This is a genomic window from Wenyingzhuangia sp. IMCC45574 (genome assembly GCF_054182685.1).
Genome location: NZ_CM135169.1, coordinates 2,778,087 through 2,793,990, shown reverse-complemented (window position 1 = coordinate 2,793,990; position 15,904 = coordinate 2,778,087). Strand labels below are relative to the sequence as shown.

Here is a 15,904-nt window from a genome sequence, read left to right as displayed (position 1 = left end):
ATTATACTTTTGTACATTCTCAAAAAAAAGCCTATTTTTGCAACCCAATTTTTTAGAGATTTTAAATTAAATTTAGTCAAATGAACATTACTAAGGAGAATATCGATGCATTAAATGCAGTAGTTAAAGTTGATATTACAGCAGAGGATTATCAAGACAAAGTAGCTTCTGTATTAAAAGATTATCGTAAAAAGGCAAATATTCCTGGGTTTAGACCTGGACAAGTGCCTATGGGATTAGTAAAGAAGCAGTACGGAAAGTCAGTAATGGTAGACGAAGTAAATAAATTATTACAAGAGTCTTTAAACAACTTCTTAGTTGAAGAAAAGTTAGATATTTTAGGAAATCCTATCCCTAAAATGGATGAGAACTTTAACTGGGATACTGAAAACTTTTCTTTTGAGTTTGAATTAGGTTTAGCTCCAGAAATTAACGTTGACTTATCTGAAGCTAAAGTTCAAAAATATAACATTATTGCTAACGATGAATTAATCGATCAAGAGGTTGAAAACTTGCAAAACCGTTTTGGTAATGCAATTAACCAAGAGGCTGTAGAAGAAAACTCTACAATTAAAGGTGTTTTCGCTAACGAAGAAAAAGCAATAGAAAACAAAGCTACTTTAACTCTAGAAGACATTAAAGGTAAAATGAACAACAAGAAATTTGTTGGTTCTAAAGTTGGAGATGTTTTAGAGTTAAAATCTAAAAACTTATTTAACGAAGACATTAAATTAGCTTCTTCATTAGGATTAAAATTAGAAGAGGTTCAAGAAGCTGAAGCTTTCTCTTTAACTTTTACTATTGAAGAAATTAGCTACACAGAGCCTGCTGAATTAGATCAAGAATTATTTGATAAAATATTTGGAGAAGGTGTAGTTTCTACCGCTTCTGAATTAAGAGATAGAATTAAAGCTGATGCTGAAGGACAGTTTGCACAACAAGCTGACCAACACTTATTAAATGCAATTACTGAAAACTTAATTGAAAACACTTCTTTTGACTTACCAAAAGAATTCTTAATTAAGTGGTTAGGTACTGCAGGTGAAAAGCCATTAACAGAAGAAGAAGCAGCTGCTGAATACGATAAATCTGAAAAAGGATTACGTTACCAATTAATCGAAGGAAAAATTATGCAAGACAACGATGTTAAAGTTGACTTTCAAGAATTAAAAGACTACGCTATTGGTTTCATCAAGCAGCAAATGGCTCAATACGGACAAAACAATCCTGAAGACAAAGAGTTAGAAGAGATTGCAATGAAAGTATTACAAAACCAAGACGAAGCAAAAAGATTACAATCTCAATTAATAAGCAACAAAATGTTAGACTTATTTAAAGAGAAAATTTCTTTTGACGAAAAAGAAGTTACTTACGAAGACTTCATTAAAGAGGTTTACCAATAAGATCTAATTAGATTTATAGAAATAAAAAAGCTCCTGTTAAGAATAACAGGAGCTTTTATTTTTTTCAGTGTTTTACACTTAATCAAAGGCAAAATGCTCATCTAGTTTGTTCTCTACTAGTTTTTTAACATTATTCACATCCGCATCATCTTTAACATATACTGTTAAATTTTCCTCCACACGATTTCTACTAATAGACTCCTGAATCTCTACACGATCTACACCACAAAGATTTTTAATCAACTCTTTGCATTCTTTATCACATTTTGTGTCTTGAACATACACCTTTAAAGTTTGCCTTTTTGGACTATTTCTAATTTCTGTTCTAAAGGGTAACATAGGCATCTATTTTTAAGGTTAACATCCTACCTAATTTAGGAAAAAGGAATGAATTTTTCAAGTTTATTTCTACACCCAATGCTCTCTATCTAAACTCCTGTATTGTATAGCCTCAGCAATATGCTGAGATTCAATCATTTCAGATGTATCCAAATCTGCTATAGTCCTAGCAACTTTTAATATTCTATCGTAAGCTCTAGCAGATAAGTTTAATGATTCCATTGCCTTTTTAAGCAATTCTTTTGTTTCGGGCTTTAATTTACAATACACTTTTAAGTGTTTCACATCCATTTGCGCATTGTAATGAATTGCTTCTTCCTTAAATCTTTCTGTCTGAATATTTCTAGCTTTTTGTACTCTTTTTTTAATAGACTTACTTGTTTCTGCTGGAATTTCATTACTTAACTTCTCAAAAGGAACAGGGTTTACCTCTATATGTAAATCAATCCTATCCAATAACGGGCCCGAAATCTTATTTAAATATTTCTTTACCTCCATAGAAGAAGACTGTATTTTGGAATCATCATTTATAAAATCACCACTTGGAGATGGATTCATACTAGCTATTAACATAAAACTACTAGGATACGTAATTGTAAATTTCGCCCTTGATATGGTTACTTCCCTATCCTCCAACGGCTGCCTCATTACCTCTAGAACACTTCTCTTAAACTCGGGCAACTCATCCAAAAACAACACTCCGTTATGCGCTAAAGAAATTTCTCCAGGCTGAGGATACTGCCCACCTCCTACCAAAGCCACATCTGTAATAGTAATAATTGAGGGGGTCTTATTTATTTTATTTAAATTTGTTTTTAAAACAAAGATATATGTTAGCTATTTACTGTAGGATTAGTAGAGACAAGTCAGAGGGTAAAGATAGGTCAATAGAGGACCAGAGACTTTCAGGAATTGAATGGGCTGAAAAACTTGGACTTACACATAAAGTCTATACGGATGAAGGAATTAGTGGTACAAAAGGTATAAAAGACCGTCCTGGATTTGCCTCAATGCTAGACGATATAGAAGCAAATAAAGTTACACATTTATACGCATACGATCAATCTCGTTTAGAACGATCACCAGAAGTTAGACATCTTTTAAAAGCAATATTGAGTGAACACAAAGTAGCTCTATATACCAAGAATGGTAAAGTTGATACTGAATCTAATGAAGGTGAAATGATGGGAGATATATTTAGTCTAGTTAACCAATATTACGTTCGTATAACTTCCAATAAGATTAAATCAGTCTTGAGAAGAAATGCTCAAGCAGGAAAAGCTCATGCGAAAGTTATGCCTTATGGATACACTAAAGATAATGGAGGATATTTAATAATAGATGAAGAGGAAGCTATAATAGTTAGAAACATATATGCTAAATGTCTGTCTGGTGTTGGTACCTCAACCATTAGGAAATGGTTAAACGATGAAAAGATTCCTACTAGGTATAATAAAATAGGAGGAACTTTAACTATAAAAAACAGACAAACACACAAAAAAACTGTAAAAGATAAAAAAGATATTATTTGGAGCGACAAGCAAGTTCAAGACATCTTAAAGAATCCTGTTTACAAAGGAGTTAGAAAATGGGGAGAAGAATATTTCAAATGTCCAGCAATTTTCAACGAAATATACTGGAAGAAAGTTCAACTTCAATTAAGTAAAAATTCTAAGGTTAGGAATACTGGAAGGAATGTAGACCATAAATATTTATTAAAAGGACTTTTAGAATGTGGTAAATGCAATAGTAACTATTATGGAAAAAAGAGACTAAACAAGAAAGATAATTTTTATATGTGCTCTAGTAAACGTTATGCTGAAAAAAAGTGTAATAATAGAGCTATTAATATAGATGTTTTAGAAAAATTCATATGGAATCTTATGTATGGAGATAAGCTATATAAAAAAGTTAAAGAGGAGTTTGAGAAAAAAGACACACTTAATAGAAAAACAGGTCTCCAAAGTAAAATTGATGAACAAAACAAAAAAATTGAAGAATTAAAAATACAGTTTGATAATACAGTGGACTTAGTAACAAGAGGGATTGTTACGGAAAGTGAAGTATCTAAAACAAGAAGTCGTATTGAATCTGAAAAAAAGACTCTAAATGAAATACTCGAAAAAGACAATGAAGAGTATTCTCAACTAAATAACCAAGAGTCAATCTTGGAAGAGATAAATTTAGATTGGGTTTTTTTTGAAGAAAACACATTTATGGATACGTCAAAACGACAGCAAATCTTAGAAAGACAAGCTAATACTCAGATCTCTTATAATGACAAAAGAATTCTTTTAAAGAAATATATAAAAAGAATTTTCATCAATTACGATCACGAAAAAAGGATTTATACTGTTACTGTATCTTATAATTTACCAATAGACAATGAAAACTATCTTATTGATTCAAATTACATTGCTTGTTATAGTGTGGAAAACAAAACAATAGATCAATGGTTTTTTAATTATGGTAAAAGATTTACTCGTAAAAAGGTAATAGAAACTATTTCTATGCTTAGTGGTAAAAATATACCTATCGATGTATTTGACCGAGATTTAGAAATGATGGTTGAAGAATCTTCGAATCCAGATAATCATCAAAAAATTGTTGACGAATATTTTCAATCAGATGAATACAAAGAAAAAACAAAAGGTATTAAAGGGTTAGGAGGTAAAAATAAATTAGAAAACTAGTAATCTAGTATTAAACATGAATTAATTGAAGATATTGAATTAGGAGAAAAAATAGATAGAAAATAATTCAACAGGGAGTTATTTAGACCTAAGGTAAGTTGAAAACAAATATTAATGTGTAATATTTAGTTATTGTGGTTTTTTAGAAAAAGGAATAGTTAAATAAATGCTTAATATCTTTAATATTTTGTATTGTGTTTTTAAAAAACCAAATTGATTAAAAAGTGATACTTTTTTATGTTAAAAATTAATAGATTTTATGGCTATTTAGAATAAAAAAGTCTGTTCAGGCTCTAAATTTATGGTACTAAAATCAAAATTGTTTTCAATTTCGTGACCCAAAAGCCATTTACGCATTTTATTAAGTTCATTAAAAGCGTAAGGCATACGTAATTTTGTATTGTGTATTTCTCTCATAATTCCTTTTGCTTCTGTTGTTATAATTGTATAAGTTTTAATCCCATCTTTTAAATCCCATAATCCTGCAAAACCAAATAATTCATTATTAAAACCAATTTCATACTTAACTTTCTTTTTTAGTCCAATATCTTTCCACTCATAAAAGCCATTTGTAATAATAATACATCGATTTTCTAATATCCCTTTGAAAGATGGTTTTTCTTCTAATGTTTCGATTCTAGCATTTAAGGTATATGTTCTATTCCAATCATTTGACCAATTCGGAATTAAGCCCCAGCTAATATTTTGTATTATTTCCACATTTTCATTAGTGATAACAGGTGTTTTTGGGAAATTAAAGGCGTTAATATGTTCAGATGTTAGAAAGTTATCTAAATCTTCTATTTCAGCTTCAAAACGATTTTCTACCTCCTTAGCTTTCTTTGTCTGTTTACTATGGAAACACATCTTTGTTAACTTTTAATATATAAATAGGTTATATTTGCATAGATTGTCCAATGGACAATTTTCTTTTTCATAGCAATTTTCTCCACTTCGTAGAGGTGGAGTTTTTGTTTATTGTTCTATTATGTTGAGATACACTAACAACTCAGCTATAACACATATTACAATAAATATGATTACTCCTAAACACCCAAATTTTAATTGCAATTGTCTGTATTCTGGTAATTCTTTCACAGTTTGTTTTTTTATAAGTCTCGTACGATATGTTTAACTATGCCCCTAAGTAAAATAGTATCTTCTTCATGAATTTCAATATTAGGAAAAGATGGATTATCAGCAACAAGAATCTTTTTTGATTTATCGTATCTTTTAACTGTAAATTCGTTGTTGTTTATACTTATAATTCCTATTGAATTATCTTCAAGGTTTAAATCTGTTCTTACAACTAAAATATCTTTCACATGGAGTGTTGGGTGCATAGAATCACCCTTAACACGAACTAAAAAAGTGCTATTGGGCTTACTTAACAACTTTTCATCTAAACTAAGCTGTTGCTCTTTAAAGTCATCAGCTGGGCTTGGAAAACCTGCTTGTACTCCATCCTCATAGTACGGAACTTTAACACCGTTTTCAGTTATTCTGTATGGAACTATCTCTAACTCTTCACTTAATCTTGCCGACACTTTAATAATTTTAACCATAAATATATTTAAACTTCTAGTAGCTCGTCCCAATGGGTCGTATACCTTGGGCTGAGGTGTTCTTGTCGCATTCGCCACGTTCTCCCCAGTCCTTGCCCTCCAACTTTGAGCTTGTGTACTCCTAAATTACCATTTATTTCGTCAATAACTTTCATTAGTTTTTTATGCTTGGGGTTTTCATTGACGAATAAATTAAGCTGTGTCTTATTATTAGGTTTAATCCCCATGACAATTACTCCTGCTTTTTTATAAGCATATCCTTTTTTGTAAATAGCCTTTAAAGCCTTTTGAGCGTACTGGCTTATCGTAATACTAGATGAGGTGGCATATGGTATTTGAATGGTTATATTTCTACTATACTGTGGAGTATTTTTTTTATATGAATTAGTTAAAACAAATACCATAAGCGTAGTGCAGTTACTCTCCTGTTTTCGGAGCTTTTCAGCACATGAACAAGCAAAAGTAGCTACTCGTTCCTTTAGCTTGTAAAAGTCGCTTATATCCTTGTCAAAACTACGTGTGGTGGCTATAGCTTTTTTGTTTTTAACCTCATCTAAACTTAGTCTCGGTTTTCCTTCAAGCTCATGTTTAAGACGTAGACCAACGATAGAATATTCTTTTCTTACATATTCATCATGAAGTTTTGTAAAGTCATAGGCAGTATTTACTTTTACCGCTTTAAGCCTTTTAGCAAATCTGCTTCCTATACCCCAAACGTCTTCAATTTTTGTCCATTTTAAAGCCTTAACTCTTTTTTCTTCTGTATCTATAACGTATACACCTTGTGTTCTGTCAGTAAACTTCTTAGCTATCTTGTTTGCTATTTTACTGAGTGCTTTTGTTGGAGCAAAACCAATACTTACAGGGATTCCTACGTGTTTGTATACCGTTTCTCTCATTTCTAATCCATAAGCATGGAGGTCGTAGCGGTCGAAACCTTTAAACTCTAAAAAAGCTTCGTCTATAGAGTAGATTTCTACGTCTGGTGTAAAAGTTCTCAGCGTATTCATTACCCTATTGCTGAGGTCTCCGTATAACGCGTAGTTACTACTAAATACGTGAACGTTATTTTGTTTAAATACTTCTTTAAATTTAAATGCTACCGCCCCCATAGGAATATAGGGTTTTACTTCGTTACTTCTCGCAATTACACAGCCGTCATTATTGGATAAAACGGCGATTGGTTTTCCTATTAATTGCGGACGAAAGACTCTTTCGCAACTCGCATAAAAATTATTGCAATCAACTAATGCATACATAACACTGTAAATTAAAAAATACTTTTTGCAAAGACAATACTCTTTTAGGCAGTCAATCTGCACTTTTGTATTTTTGATATATGGAAAATGGACATAAATATTCTTGGTTTTGTGTTTTAAGCTACTATTATAGTAATGATTTATACTTTAATGGTTTAACAGTTCCTTTCTTACTGGGTGCTTCAAGATTACTAGGTGATGACTATTCTATAAACGACTTTATAAAGCAAGTACAATTAGCACCTCAACCAATAGAGTTATTGTTTTGTTCAACTGAAGAAGAGTATGTTTTTAGAGTCTGTGAAAAGTTAAATTCCAGTGATAGTGTATTTGGTTCTTTAATAATTAATGACTGTTCGTTACAACGATATAATATTGAAGAAATTGAAAATCTACTTTACGATAAATACAATAAATTAATTAAAGAAGACAAGTTTTCTAACTATTCTGGTAAGTGGGAATCTTTTAATCAATTTGAGATTGATAACATACTAAAAACCAGTGTTTAGTTTTTTTTTAAATCGTGAGTTATAGAGCTTAAGTTAATATATAAGAAGAGTATGACGTTTTATTAGTTGTGCTGTTAACTTAATTTTTATAAAACATGAGTAAAAAGTTAAAAAGATTAGAAAAAATAGAGGTACCAAGTTGTATTCTAAACAAAGTAGAAGCCCTTTTCAGAGATGAAGAGGGTTTTCTTTTGGAGAAGAAAAAGTTTTCAATTAAAGAAAAAAAAGTACTTATTAAAAAAGATTATGTAATGTATCTATTGAATATTTTTTTACAGCAAATCCGTAAAAAAAAAACTTCCGTTTTTCATGTGAATTCTAAAAAACTAAAAAATGAATTTCACACTCGTTATCAGCATTATGTGAATTTTTTGGTTATGAACAATATGATAAAACTAGAACATGAGTATGAAAAAGGTGAACGATGCAGGGGATACAGTTTTGTTTTAGAAAGTAGTAAAGTAAAAGGGTATGAATTAAATGATTTAGATTTGATTGGTAAAATATCAAAGAATAATCTGGAAAGAAAGAAACAGAATACAATGCTCAATAATAAGTTCTCTTATTTATTAAATGGATTCAATTCAGATTTAAAAATAGATTCAGAGGAATATTATAAATCTACTGAGACACTAGACTTAAATGAACAATTATGTATTGGTTTAACGTTACAAGATTTTTCTTTAAATAATTGGAATTATTCATTAAATCCTAAAACAGATAATAGATTACACACACCTTTAACCAGTCTAAAAAAGGATTTTTTACCTTATTTAAGGTATAATGAAGCAAGAATGGGTGAGGTGGATATTAAAACCTCACAACCATTATTTATTTACACTATGTTTAAGTCTATATTTTTGAATGAATATAATCCAGATTTTAAAAAACTGGTAGATGAAAAGTTAGGAGATGAATTTATTACTCAACTTTATGAAAGCTTTAATTCACCTGATTTAAAAGAAGAAATTAAAAAGTTTGGAAAAATTATAGTTGAAAAAGATTTATATAGATATATAGCAGAAAGAATTGAATTAAATAGGTGCGAAAAAGGTTATAAGATTAATTTGTTTAATAAGGATAGACGTATTGTTGAATCCAAATATTTCTCAAACAAAAGGGATGCTGTTAAAAGTGCCTTCTACCCATTAATGTATGGAGGTGCATCAAGTCGAAATGTTAATGAAATTCATAAAATGAAATCTCTTTTTCCTGAGATTTTTAAAGTAATTGATTTTATAAAAGAAAGTAAAAAAGAAGAGGGTAAGACCGAGAATAGTTTTTTTCCAACTTTAATGCAAAAACTTGAATCAGAAATACTTATATATAGAATAGCTAAAGAGATTAGTTTAAAAAGAAATATAATTATGTTTAGCAAACATGACTGTTTAATTACTACTGTTGATAATTTAGATTTTTTAGAAAATGAAATGCATAAAGGTATGTCAAAATACTTATTAGAAGATATTAAGCTCAAAAAAGAGGTGTTTTAAAACGCACCTTTTTTTTATCTTTTTTTTTAATAGATATATGTAGTAATTACTATAAAATAATATATATTATTTATACTATATCTTACTCATTTTAAGGCTTTCGACCTTTCTTAGAAACCAAAATAGATTAGATTAAACATATTGAGTCTAATCTTACTTCTAAAAATTGTGTTTAGTGAGGGAAAAAAGATTCTAACTGACTTAAATAAGTCCTGAGTAAGCTGTTTTAAGAGACCAAACAGGAGCAGTTGCTTGGTTATACCTTTTTCTCATTAGAATCCTTTAAAACTTAAATAAGACGATAATAAAAGGATAGAACAATTGACTATCCTTTTATTTATTAATAGAACTATTATTTTCCAAAGAGTTTTTTAACTTTTTTCTTAGTTAAATAACCAGAATATCCAATAACCCCCCCTTTGTTGTCTAAAGAGTGTCCGAATCGAAAGTTTACCACCCCATAAGACTTAATGTAACTTAAAAATAATACTCCTTTAGGTAGCTTAATCATAATTGGTTCTTTTGGAGTATTATTAAAACCATCAATAATTGTTTCGTAAAGTGTGTCAAAAGCATTATCAATATCTTTAAACTCAAATGATTTGTGTTCATCTATATGTTTGAATTTAGCATCAGCATAGGTGAATAAGTAAGTATCATTGATTTTGTGGCAATCGATAATGAATGCACCAAATGTTTTAATTGTACCAATTTCAATACTTTTTGCTGGCTCAATTTTTTTAATTTGACTAAAGCTCAAGTTGTTAATCAGTAATGCGATGGTTAAAAGAAATAATTTTCTCATAAAATTTTAATTAGTACTGATATAGCCCCTTTATCAGTTGTTATAAATTAAAAAAAGCGTGGAACTTAATAGCCGTTGTTTTCTAGGTATCGCCAAACACCTGTACACAGACAAACTAAAAAGCCCACGCCATGCCATTGCATAACGCGAGCGAAATAGTCTATTTACCTCTGTGTACTTTCCTTAATTGGCGATTTTAGAAAACAGAAAAATAGCTATACGCTTTTATGTATTTTACTTCCTTATTTTATATGACTACGCGAATAATCTTAATTTTGCTATTCTATATGTCATGGCTTGTGAGCTAACATTAAATTTTTTTGCAAGTTTATCAATAATATTTTCATCTGAATCAGCCAAGTCAAAAACATGTTTTGATAAAGCTTTATTAAGTTTCTCTTTAGGCATTAATAAAGCTGCTGCAAAAGCATTTGCTTCTCTTTCTTGAGTAATATCTCCTTTACTTGAATCATTATCTCTAAATATAGCCTTAAATTGTTTATGGTCTACGAACAATTCTTGATTAAAACGATGAAGTACATAATGACCCAATTCGTGTGCTATACTAAAGCGTTTTCTTACTTCTGAAATATTATTGTTTTGATCATATCCTATAACACCGCTCCCATCCTTTTTTATAAATAAAACACCAGATACGTTTTCTCCTAAATCTTCACATTTAATTTCAATACCCATATTCCTACATATTTGTTCTACGTTTATGGGGGTTTTCAAATCACCAAATTCTTTGATAATTGATACAGCTTTACTTTCAATAGAGGCAATTGATTTCATAGGCTTTATGTTTAGGTTTGATTCTGAATGAACTTAATTATTTTACTAGGGTCTATATCTTCTTCAGAAGTTTTATTAAAATTTTTAATTTGATTTTTTATTTCAGATTTTAACTTTTTCTTTGAATTAATAATACTGTAAGAACTCTTTGAGACTATATCAACAATATCAATATTAAGAATGATACAAATATCTAAGAGAATGTGTAATGTAGTGTGTTGTCTCCCCTTTTCAATATTAACAATAGAAGTTCTTCCAATTTCTAGCTTTTCAGCAAGTTCTTGTTGAGTTAGATTGTTTTTTTTTCTTGCGGTTGCTATAATATTGCCTAAGCCAATATATAGTTTTTCTATTTCTTCTTGTCGTGTCATTATGTTGCAAATATACAACAAATTAAAAACTTATGAACAAGAGTGTTTATTAAAATGACTTTTTGTTGAAAAGTCCTTAAGGTTGTTTTTTTTGAACAAATAAAAAAATCATTACATTTGTAAATAGAAAATGAGGATTAAATGAATAATCCCCAATTTTTGGACGAATCTTGAGTTTGGTGAAACTCTAGTTAAGATTAGTATATGTGGTAATATTCAAATCTATAAAATTCTTTCAAAAAGTTGGGTGTTTTCAGTTGTTTTTATTCTTGTTTAGAATTTATTAACTAAAGTTTAAAGCTTCACTTTTTTATAATCTATCTTAATAAAACGTATAAACTAAGCTTTACTAGCATAGGCTATACCTGTATTCCAATTTAAAAGTTGATATAATATCAACAGTAACTGACATTGACTTCTATTTAAGACAATAGGAGGATTATGTCACAATTTTTTACGAAATGAAAGAAGAAGAAAGATTAATATTAAGTTTATCAAGGTTTGACACTTATTATGGATTGATTAATAGTAAGTCAGCTTTTTATGCTGGATTTATAACTTTTTTATGTGGTAGTATTATTACTATTCTTACTCAAAACAGTTTGTTTGAAGGGCTTAAGGATAATAATGAGATTTGTCTAACACTTATGATTTCTTTGTTTCTTGGATTGATTAATTTATTTATCATAATCATTGCAAACGTTCCTTATAAAGATTCTAATATGGAATCCGTAATATATTTTGAATCCATTTCTGCAATGAATAAAGGTAGGTTTTTAGAAGAATCAGAGAATATTAAAGAAGATAAAGTATTAATGGATTTACGAAACCAAGCTTATTGTTTATCTAAAGGGTTATCTAAAAAGTTTAATAGTTTAAGGTGGGTTAGTCTACTACTTATTTTTCAGATAATATTTCTTGTGCCTTTCATTTTTAACCTTTTAAAATAGATGATAAATGAATTTTTTTAACGATTATAAACAAGTAATAAAAAACGCAGTAGAAAACGACCCTAAGTATTTAGATGTTAAATTAAGAGGTGAAATAGTCGCTGAGAATCAAGACTATGACACTAGTCACATAATAGCTTTAAAGGATAATTTACCTGATTTAGAGAAAATGAATCTTTCTTTGGCAGACATAAAGGAAAACTATAATCCAGATGGTTTACAAAGTAAATCTTTAGATTTAGGAAATCATCCTGATTTTAGATATTTAAGAAACACAAACATGTCTGAAAAACACTGGATTATCTCTGGTTTTGTAGATGTGAAAAATAGTACAAAGCTATATAATAAATTTACCTTGGACACTGTAACGCTTATTACTGAGTCAATAATTAGAGCTTCAATTTTTGCTGTTAGTTTATTTGATGGTTATGTGCATAGAATTCAGGGAGATGGATTAATGGTTTATTTTGGTGGAAAAAATCAAGACAAAATAAAGAGCACTGAAAATGCATTAAAAGCATTTGGAACAATTTCTTATTTTGTAAAGAATGATTTACGTGAATTTTTCGAAGATAATGGTATTAAAAATATTTATACAAGAGTAGGCTTAGATTTAGGGCATGATAAACAAGTGAAATGGTTTTATTCAGGCATAGGTAATACTGGAGAAGTAACTACTTCAAGTTTACATACTAGTTTAGCACCTAAAATGCAAGCTAAAGCAGAAGAGAACGGTGTTCAAGTTGGTAAGAATATAGTTAATCAAATATCTAATAAATCATTTTTTAGTTGTCAGAAACTAATTTGGGATTATGAAGATGGGAGAAATTATCATAGGTATAAATTTGATTGGGAAAAATATCTACTAATTAACGACTTAGTTGTTCAGAATTCTGAAGGAAAATTATTTTTTAAAAACATAGAAAGTGCTCAAAACAAAAGTTCTAAAAGTTTATTTTCAATAGCATCTAGAAATAAGCCTTATTTAAGTTAATATGAAAACAAAGGCTGAAAAAGATATATCTTCTTTTACTTCTTACTATAAAAAATTTTCATCCTCTTCTAAATTAGGTAAAGGATTTTATATAGTAAGTGGTGAAGTTGATGTTATAGATGAAGATGGGGTTTTCAGGAACTCATACAAAATATCAATTATTCTTGACCCTAATTATCCAAATTCTCTACCAAAAGTTAAAGAAGTTTCTAATTATATAGAAAGAGACGAAGATTTTCACATCTCTAAAGAAGGGTTTTGTTGTTTAGAGATTCCACATGAATTACATAAATACAAAAGACAAGGGTATGATTTAATTAGTTATTATAAGGACTATATTTATCCATATTTTGTAAATCATCAATATAAGCTATCAGAGGGGAGTTATGCAAATGGAGAGTATGAACATTTTGATAAAGGTGTTGTTCAATATTACCGAGAAAATTTTCATCTGAGTGAACCTAAAGAAATAGTTCTTCTTTTAAAAATATCTCTTAATATAATTGAAGCTAGAAGAAATAGTATTTGTCCAATATGTGGTAAAGGGAAATTTAAAAAATGTTGTGGGAAGAAATTAGATATGGTGAAGTTTTTTGATAAGAAAAGTTTACTCAATGATTTGTTAGTTTTTCAAAAACTAAGTGATCCTAGCTAGTTTTATTTTAAATATTGATTTTAAAATGAAAGGCTTTGATAAGAAAGAGTTTGCTTTTAGAGCTGCTCCTTTTTTGGAATTACAACAATAAAGCTTAATTCAAGTAATACCGACAATGTTACTTCTGAAAAATCTGTTTTAGGAGGTACTTTAGATGGAGTTGCAGTATTAAAATTTAATTAATCAAATGTTGATTTAGATATTGGGGTTGATTATGGTTTCAATGACTCTAATAAATGAGATTATCAACGAGAACGATGATTAGGATTGATGTTAGGTCATGATTTAATTAAGTAGTGTATTAATTTTAAGTATAGTTTAATAGTAATACGTTTTTTTAATTTTTCAAAAACAGAAATACAAGACAAAATTCGTATCATTTACATACACCCTAAATATGATACAACTAAATTAAAAAGTTTATATTTACATAACTTTAATATAGTACAGTTATGAAAGCACGTTATAATAGAGTTTCGAGTACAAAACAGAATTTAGATAGACAAACAAGTAGAGCTTCTAAAGATGAGGTTTTGTTTGATGACGTTATTAGTGGTTCAACCCCTTTCAATGAACGTGAACAAGGAAAAAGACTCATTGAAGCTATAAAGCAAGGTGAGATAAATTATGTTTCCGTTAGTAGTATTGATCGTCTAGGACGTAACACGTTAGATATTTTACAAACCATTAAATTATTCACTTCATATGAAGTTATATTAAAGGTTGATAATTTAGGGCTAGAAAGTCTAATTAAAGATAATACAAAAGAAGACGATAAATTAAAACCAAATCAAACATTTAATTTAATAGTCAGCGTTATGAGTAATGTTGCAGAAATGGAGCGAGAAACTCTATTAGAAAGGCAACGTGAGGGCATTGCTATTGCTAAGGCTAAAGGAGTTTACAAAGGGCGTGTTAAGGGATCTACAGAAGAAATAAAAACCTTTCTTTTTAGATACAAAAATGTAATTAAAGAAATTAACAAAGGAACTTCATTAAGAAGAACTGCTAAATTTTGTGATGTAAGTTTAGGTACAGTACAAAAAGTAAAAAGACTAATGTAGTATTCCCAATACTTTAAACCCACCCTTTTCTTTTTAATTACTGTATGATAATCAAAAGATTTTTACGCAAACACACACCGACTAACACATTGATTCTGAAACCACTACAACACTCCTACTGAATAAACAAACACCTCCTCTTTAGTTACAGCCACATCTGAAACTGTATGATGAGGAGCTCTAAAAGGTCTTTCTAAAATTAACCCTTCTTTGTTTTTTGTATTCCCTGCTACGGAATGAATTTTAGTGGTTTCAATCGCCTCATTTAAAGACATAGAAGGCAAGATACTAGGAATCCTTTTTGCCAACATCGTTTTTCCGGAACCTGGTGGACCAATTAGCAAAACATTATGACCTCCAGAAGCAGCAATTTCTAACGCTCTTTTTACAGACTCTTGACCTTTAACATCCATAAAATCAAAAGAAAACTGATTCTCAATTTTATCTAAATATTTTTGAGTATCGAATATTAAGGGTTTAAAACTTGCACTCCCCGCTAAAAAATCAATTACTTCAACTATATTTTTTAATCCATAAACTTCAAAGTCATCAATTAACGCAGCCTCCTTGGCATTTTTTTCCGGAAGCACTACTCCTTTAAAACCTTGTTCTTTGGCCTCTATTGCTATAGGCAAAACCCCCTTTATAGGCTGTAAACTACCATCTAAGGAAAGTTCTCCCATTATAATATAATCTTGTAGCTTATCCGAATTTACCTGCTTAGAAGCCGCTAATATACCCACCGCCAAAGAAACATCATAAGAAGTCCCTTCCTTGCGCATATCCGCTGGTGCCATATTTATGGTTATTTTCTTTCCAGGAAAATGAAATTGATTGTTTTTTAATGCTGCATGTATTCTGTAGTTACTTTCTTTTACAGCATTGTCTGGCAACCCTACCAAATGATAACCAATACCTTGATCGATATTTACTTCAATGGTAATAAGGGTAGCATCCACTCCCAAAAAGGCAGCAGCATGAACTTTCTCTAGCATAGTAAATCTTTTCT

General features: G+C 29.6%; 15 protein-coding genes and 2 pseudogenes. 8 read left to right on the top strand and 9 right to left on the bottom strand.

Annotation, left to right across the window (positions count from 1 at the left end; translation table 11 throughout):
- The first annotated feature begins 80 nt into the window (after window positions 1-80).
- Window positions 81-1,403 carry a trigger factor gene (gene tig / locus ACXHHC_RS11900; protein WP_458226599.1) on the top strand — a complete coding sequence of 441 codons (1,323 nt, stop codon included), beginning with the start codon at window positions 81-83 and terminating at the stop codon, window positions 1,401-1,403.
- A 78-nt stretch (window positions 1,404-1,481) separates the two neighbouring features.
- Here the strand turns inward: tig and ACXHHC_RS11895 are convergent, their stop codons facing one another.
- Together ACXHHC_RS11895 and ACXHHC_RS11890 are read right to left on the bottom strand one after the other, a co-directional pair.
- Window positions 1,482-1,742: a hypothetical protein gene (locus ACXHHC_RS11895; protein WP_458226598.1), complete on the bottom strand. Its 261-nt coding sequence runs from the start codon at window positions 1,740-1,742 to the stop codon at window positions 1,482-1,484.
- Between the two features lie 69 nt (window positions 1,743-1,811).
- Window positions 1,812-2,516, bottom strand: a pseudogene (locus ACXHHC_RS11890) (YifB family Mg chelatase-like AAA ATPase); the annotation flags it as partial.
- 56 nt (window positions 2,517-2,572) lie between these two features.
- Here ACXHHC_RS11890 and ACXHHC_RS11885 point away from each other — a divergent pair.
- On the top strand, window positions 2,573-4,435 hold the full coding sequence (locus ACXHHC_RS11885) for a recombinase family protein (protein ID WP_458226597.1): 1,863 nt from the start codon (window positions 2,573-2,575) through the stop codon (window positions 4,433-4,435).
- A 267-nt stretch (window positions 4,436-4,702) separates the two neighbouring features.
- Here the strand turns inward: ACXHHC_RS11885 and ACXHHC_RS11880 are convergent, their stop codons facing one another.
- The 3 genes from ACXHHC_RS11880 to ACXHHC_RS11870 form a co-directional block, all read right to left on the bottom strand.
- Window positions 4,703-5,302 (bottom strand): SOS response-associated peptidase, encoded by a 600-nt coding sequence (locus tag ACXHHC_RS11880; protein WP_458226596.1) that lies wholly within the window; start codon window positions 5,300-5,302, stop codon window positions 4,703-4,705.
- A 242-nt stretch (window positions 5,303-5,544) separates the two neighbouring features.
- Window positions 5,545-5,982 (bottom strand): LexA family protein, encoded by a 438-nt coding sequence (locus tag ACXHHC_RS11875; RefSeq protein ID WP_458226595.1) that lies wholly within the window; start codon window positions 5,980-5,982, stop codon window positions 5,545-5,547.
- Window positions 5,983-6,008: 26 nt separating this feature from the next.
- Window positions 6,009-7,259 (bottom strand): Y-family DNA polymerase, encoded by a 1,251-nt coding sequence (locus ACXHHC_RS11870; RefSeq protein WP_458226594.1) that lies wholly within the window; start codon window positions 7,257-7,259, stop codon window positions 6,009-6,011.
- Between the two features lie 80 nt (window positions 7,260-7,339).
- Between ACXHHC_RS11870 and ACXHHC_RS11865 the strand changes: the two genes are divergently transcribed.
- Both ACXHHC_RS11865 and ACXHHC_RS11860 read left to right on the top strand, forming a co-directional pair.
- On the top strand, window positions 7,340-7,768 hold the full coding sequence (locus ACXHHC_RS11865; RefSeq protein ID WP_458226593.1) for a hypothetical protein: 429 nt from the start codon (window positions 7,340-7,342) through the stop codon (window positions 7,766-7,768).
- A gap of 95 nt (window positions 7,769-7,863) precedes the next feature.
- A complete protein-coding gene (locus tag ACXHHC_RS11860; RefSeq protein WP_458226592.1) occupies window positions 7,864-9,261 on the top strand; it encodes a hypothetical protein in 1,398 nt (465 codons plus the stop codon).
- Window positions 9,262-9,613: 352 nt separating this feature from the next.
- On the opposite strand, the gene ACXHHC_RS11855 is transcribed toward ACXHHC_RS11860, so the two are convergent.
- From ACXHHC_RS11855 to ACXHHC_RS11845, 3 genes are all read right to left on the bottom strand, one after another.
- Window positions 9,614-10,066: a hypothetical protein gene (locus ACXHHC_RS11855; protein ID WP_458226591.1), complete on the bottom strand. Its 453-nt coding sequence runs from the start codon at window positions 10,064-10,066 to the stop codon at window positions 9,614-9,616.
- 255 nt (window positions 10,067-10,321) lie between these two features.
- On the bottom strand, window positions 10,322-10,861 hold the full coding sequence (locus tag ACXHHC_RS11850) for an ImmA/IrrE family metallo-endopeptidase (protein ID WP_458226590.1): 540 nt from the start codon (window positions 10,859-10,861) through the stop codon (window positions 10,322-10,324).
- Between the two features lie 11 nt (window positions 10,862-10,872).
- Window positions 10,873-11,232 carry a helix-turn-helix transcriptional regulator gene (locus tag ACXHHC_RS11845; RefSeq protein ID WP_458226589.1) on the bottom strand — a complete coding sequence of 120 codons (360 nt, stop codon included), beginning with the start codon at window positions 11,230-11,232 and terminating at the stop codon, window positions 10,873-10,875.
- Window positions 11,233-11,693: 461 nt separating this feature from the next.
- Between ACXHHC_RS11845 and ACXHHC_RS11840 the strand changes: the two genes are divergently transcribed.
- The 4 genes from ACXHHC_RS11840 (at window position 11,694) to ACXHHC_RS11825 (ending at window position 14,895) form a co-directional block, all read left to right on the top strand.
- Complete coding sequence (locus tag ACXHHC_RS11840; protein ID WP_458226588.1) at window positions 11,694-12,182, top strand: Pycsar system effector family protein; 489 nt, start codon at window positions 11,694-11,696, stop codon at window positions 12,180-12,182.
- A 7-nt stretch (window positions 12,183-12,189) separates the two neighbouring features.
- A complete protein-coding gene (locus tag ACXHHC_RS11835; protein WP_458226587.1) occupies window positions 12,190-13,176 on the top strand; it encodes a hypothetical protein in 987 nt (328 codons plus the stop codon).
- 1 nt (window position 13,177) lies between these two features.
- On the top strand, window positions 13,178-13,831 hold the full coding sequence (locus ACXHHC_RS11830; protein ID WP_458226586.1) for a hypothetical protein: 654 nt from the start codon (window positions 13,178-13,180) through the stop codon (window positions 13,829-13,831).
- A 452-nt stretch (window positions 13,832-14,283) separates the two neighbouring features.
- Complete coding sequence (locus ACXHHC_RS11825; RefSeq protein ID WP_458226585.1) at window positions 14,284-14,895, top strand: recombinase family protein; 612 nt, start codon at window positions 14,284-14,286, stop codon at window positions 14,893-14,895.
- A 146-nt stretch (window positions 14,896-15,041) separates the two neighbouring features.
- Here ACXHHC_RS11825 and ACXHHC_RS11820 read toward each other — a convergent pair.
- A pseudogene (locus ACXHHC_RS11820) lies at window positions 15,042-15,890 on the bottom strand (YifB family Mg chelatase-like AAA ATPase); the annotation flags it as partial.
- Window positions 15,891-15,904 lie beyond the last annotated feature (14 nt).

Coding starts and splice junctions, on each gene's coding strand:
- ACXHHC_RS11840 (WP_458226588.1), top strand. CDS start 11,694: ATGAAAGAAGAAGAAAGATTAATATTAAGTTTATCAAGGTTTGACACT.
- ACXHHC_RS11860 (WP_458226592.1), top strand. CDS start 7,864: ATGAGTAAAAAGTTAAAAAGATTAGAAAAAATAGAGGTACCAAGTTGT.
- ACXHHC_RS11830 (WP_458226586.1), top strand. CDS start 13,178: ATGAAAACAAAGGCTGAAAAAGATATATCTTCTTTTACTTCTTACTAT.
- ACXHHC_RS11885 (WP_458226597.1), top strand. CDS start 2,573: ATGTTAGCTATTTACTGTAGGATTAGTAGAGACAAGTCAGAGGGTAAA.
- ACXHHC_RS11870 (WP_458226594.1), bottom strand. CDS start 7,259: ATGTATGCATTAGTTGATTGCAATAATTTTTATGCGAGTTGCGAAAGA.
- ACXHHC_RS11895 (WP_458226598.1), bottom strand. CDS start 1,742: ATGTTACCCTTTAGAACAGAAATTAGAAATAGTCCAAAAAGGCAAACT.
- ACXHHC_RS11825 (WP_458226585.1), top strand. CDS start 14,284: ATGAAAGCACGTTATAATAGAGTTTCGAGTACAAAACAGAATTTAGAT.
- ACXHHC_RS11835 (WP_458226587.1), top strand. CDS start 12,190: ATGAATTTTTTTAACGATTATAAACAAGTAATAAAAAACGCAGTAGAA.
- ACXHHC_RS11865 (WP_458226593.1), top strand. CDS start 7,340: ATGGAAAATGGACATAAATATTCTTGGTTTTGTGTTTTAAGCTACTAT.
- tig (WP_458226599.1), top strand. CDS start 81: ATGAACATTACTAAGGAGAATATCGATGCATTAAATGCAGTAGTTAAA.
- ACXHHC_RS11855 (WP_458226591.1), bottom strand. CDS start 10,066: ATGAGAAAATTATTTCTTTTAACCATCGCATTACTGATTAACAACTTG.
- ACXHHC_RS11845 (WP_458226589.1), bottom strand. CDS start 11,232: ATGACACGACAAGAAGAAATAGAAAAACTATATATTGGCTTAGGCAAT.
- ACXHHC_RS11880 (WP_458226596.1), bottom strand. CDS start 5,302: ATGTGTTTCCATAGTAAACAGACAAAGAAAGCTAAGGAGGTAGAAAAT.
- ACXHHC_RS11850 (WP_458226590.1), bottom strand. CDS start 10,861: ATGAAATCAATTGCCTCTATTGAAAGTAAAGCTGTATCAATTATCAAA.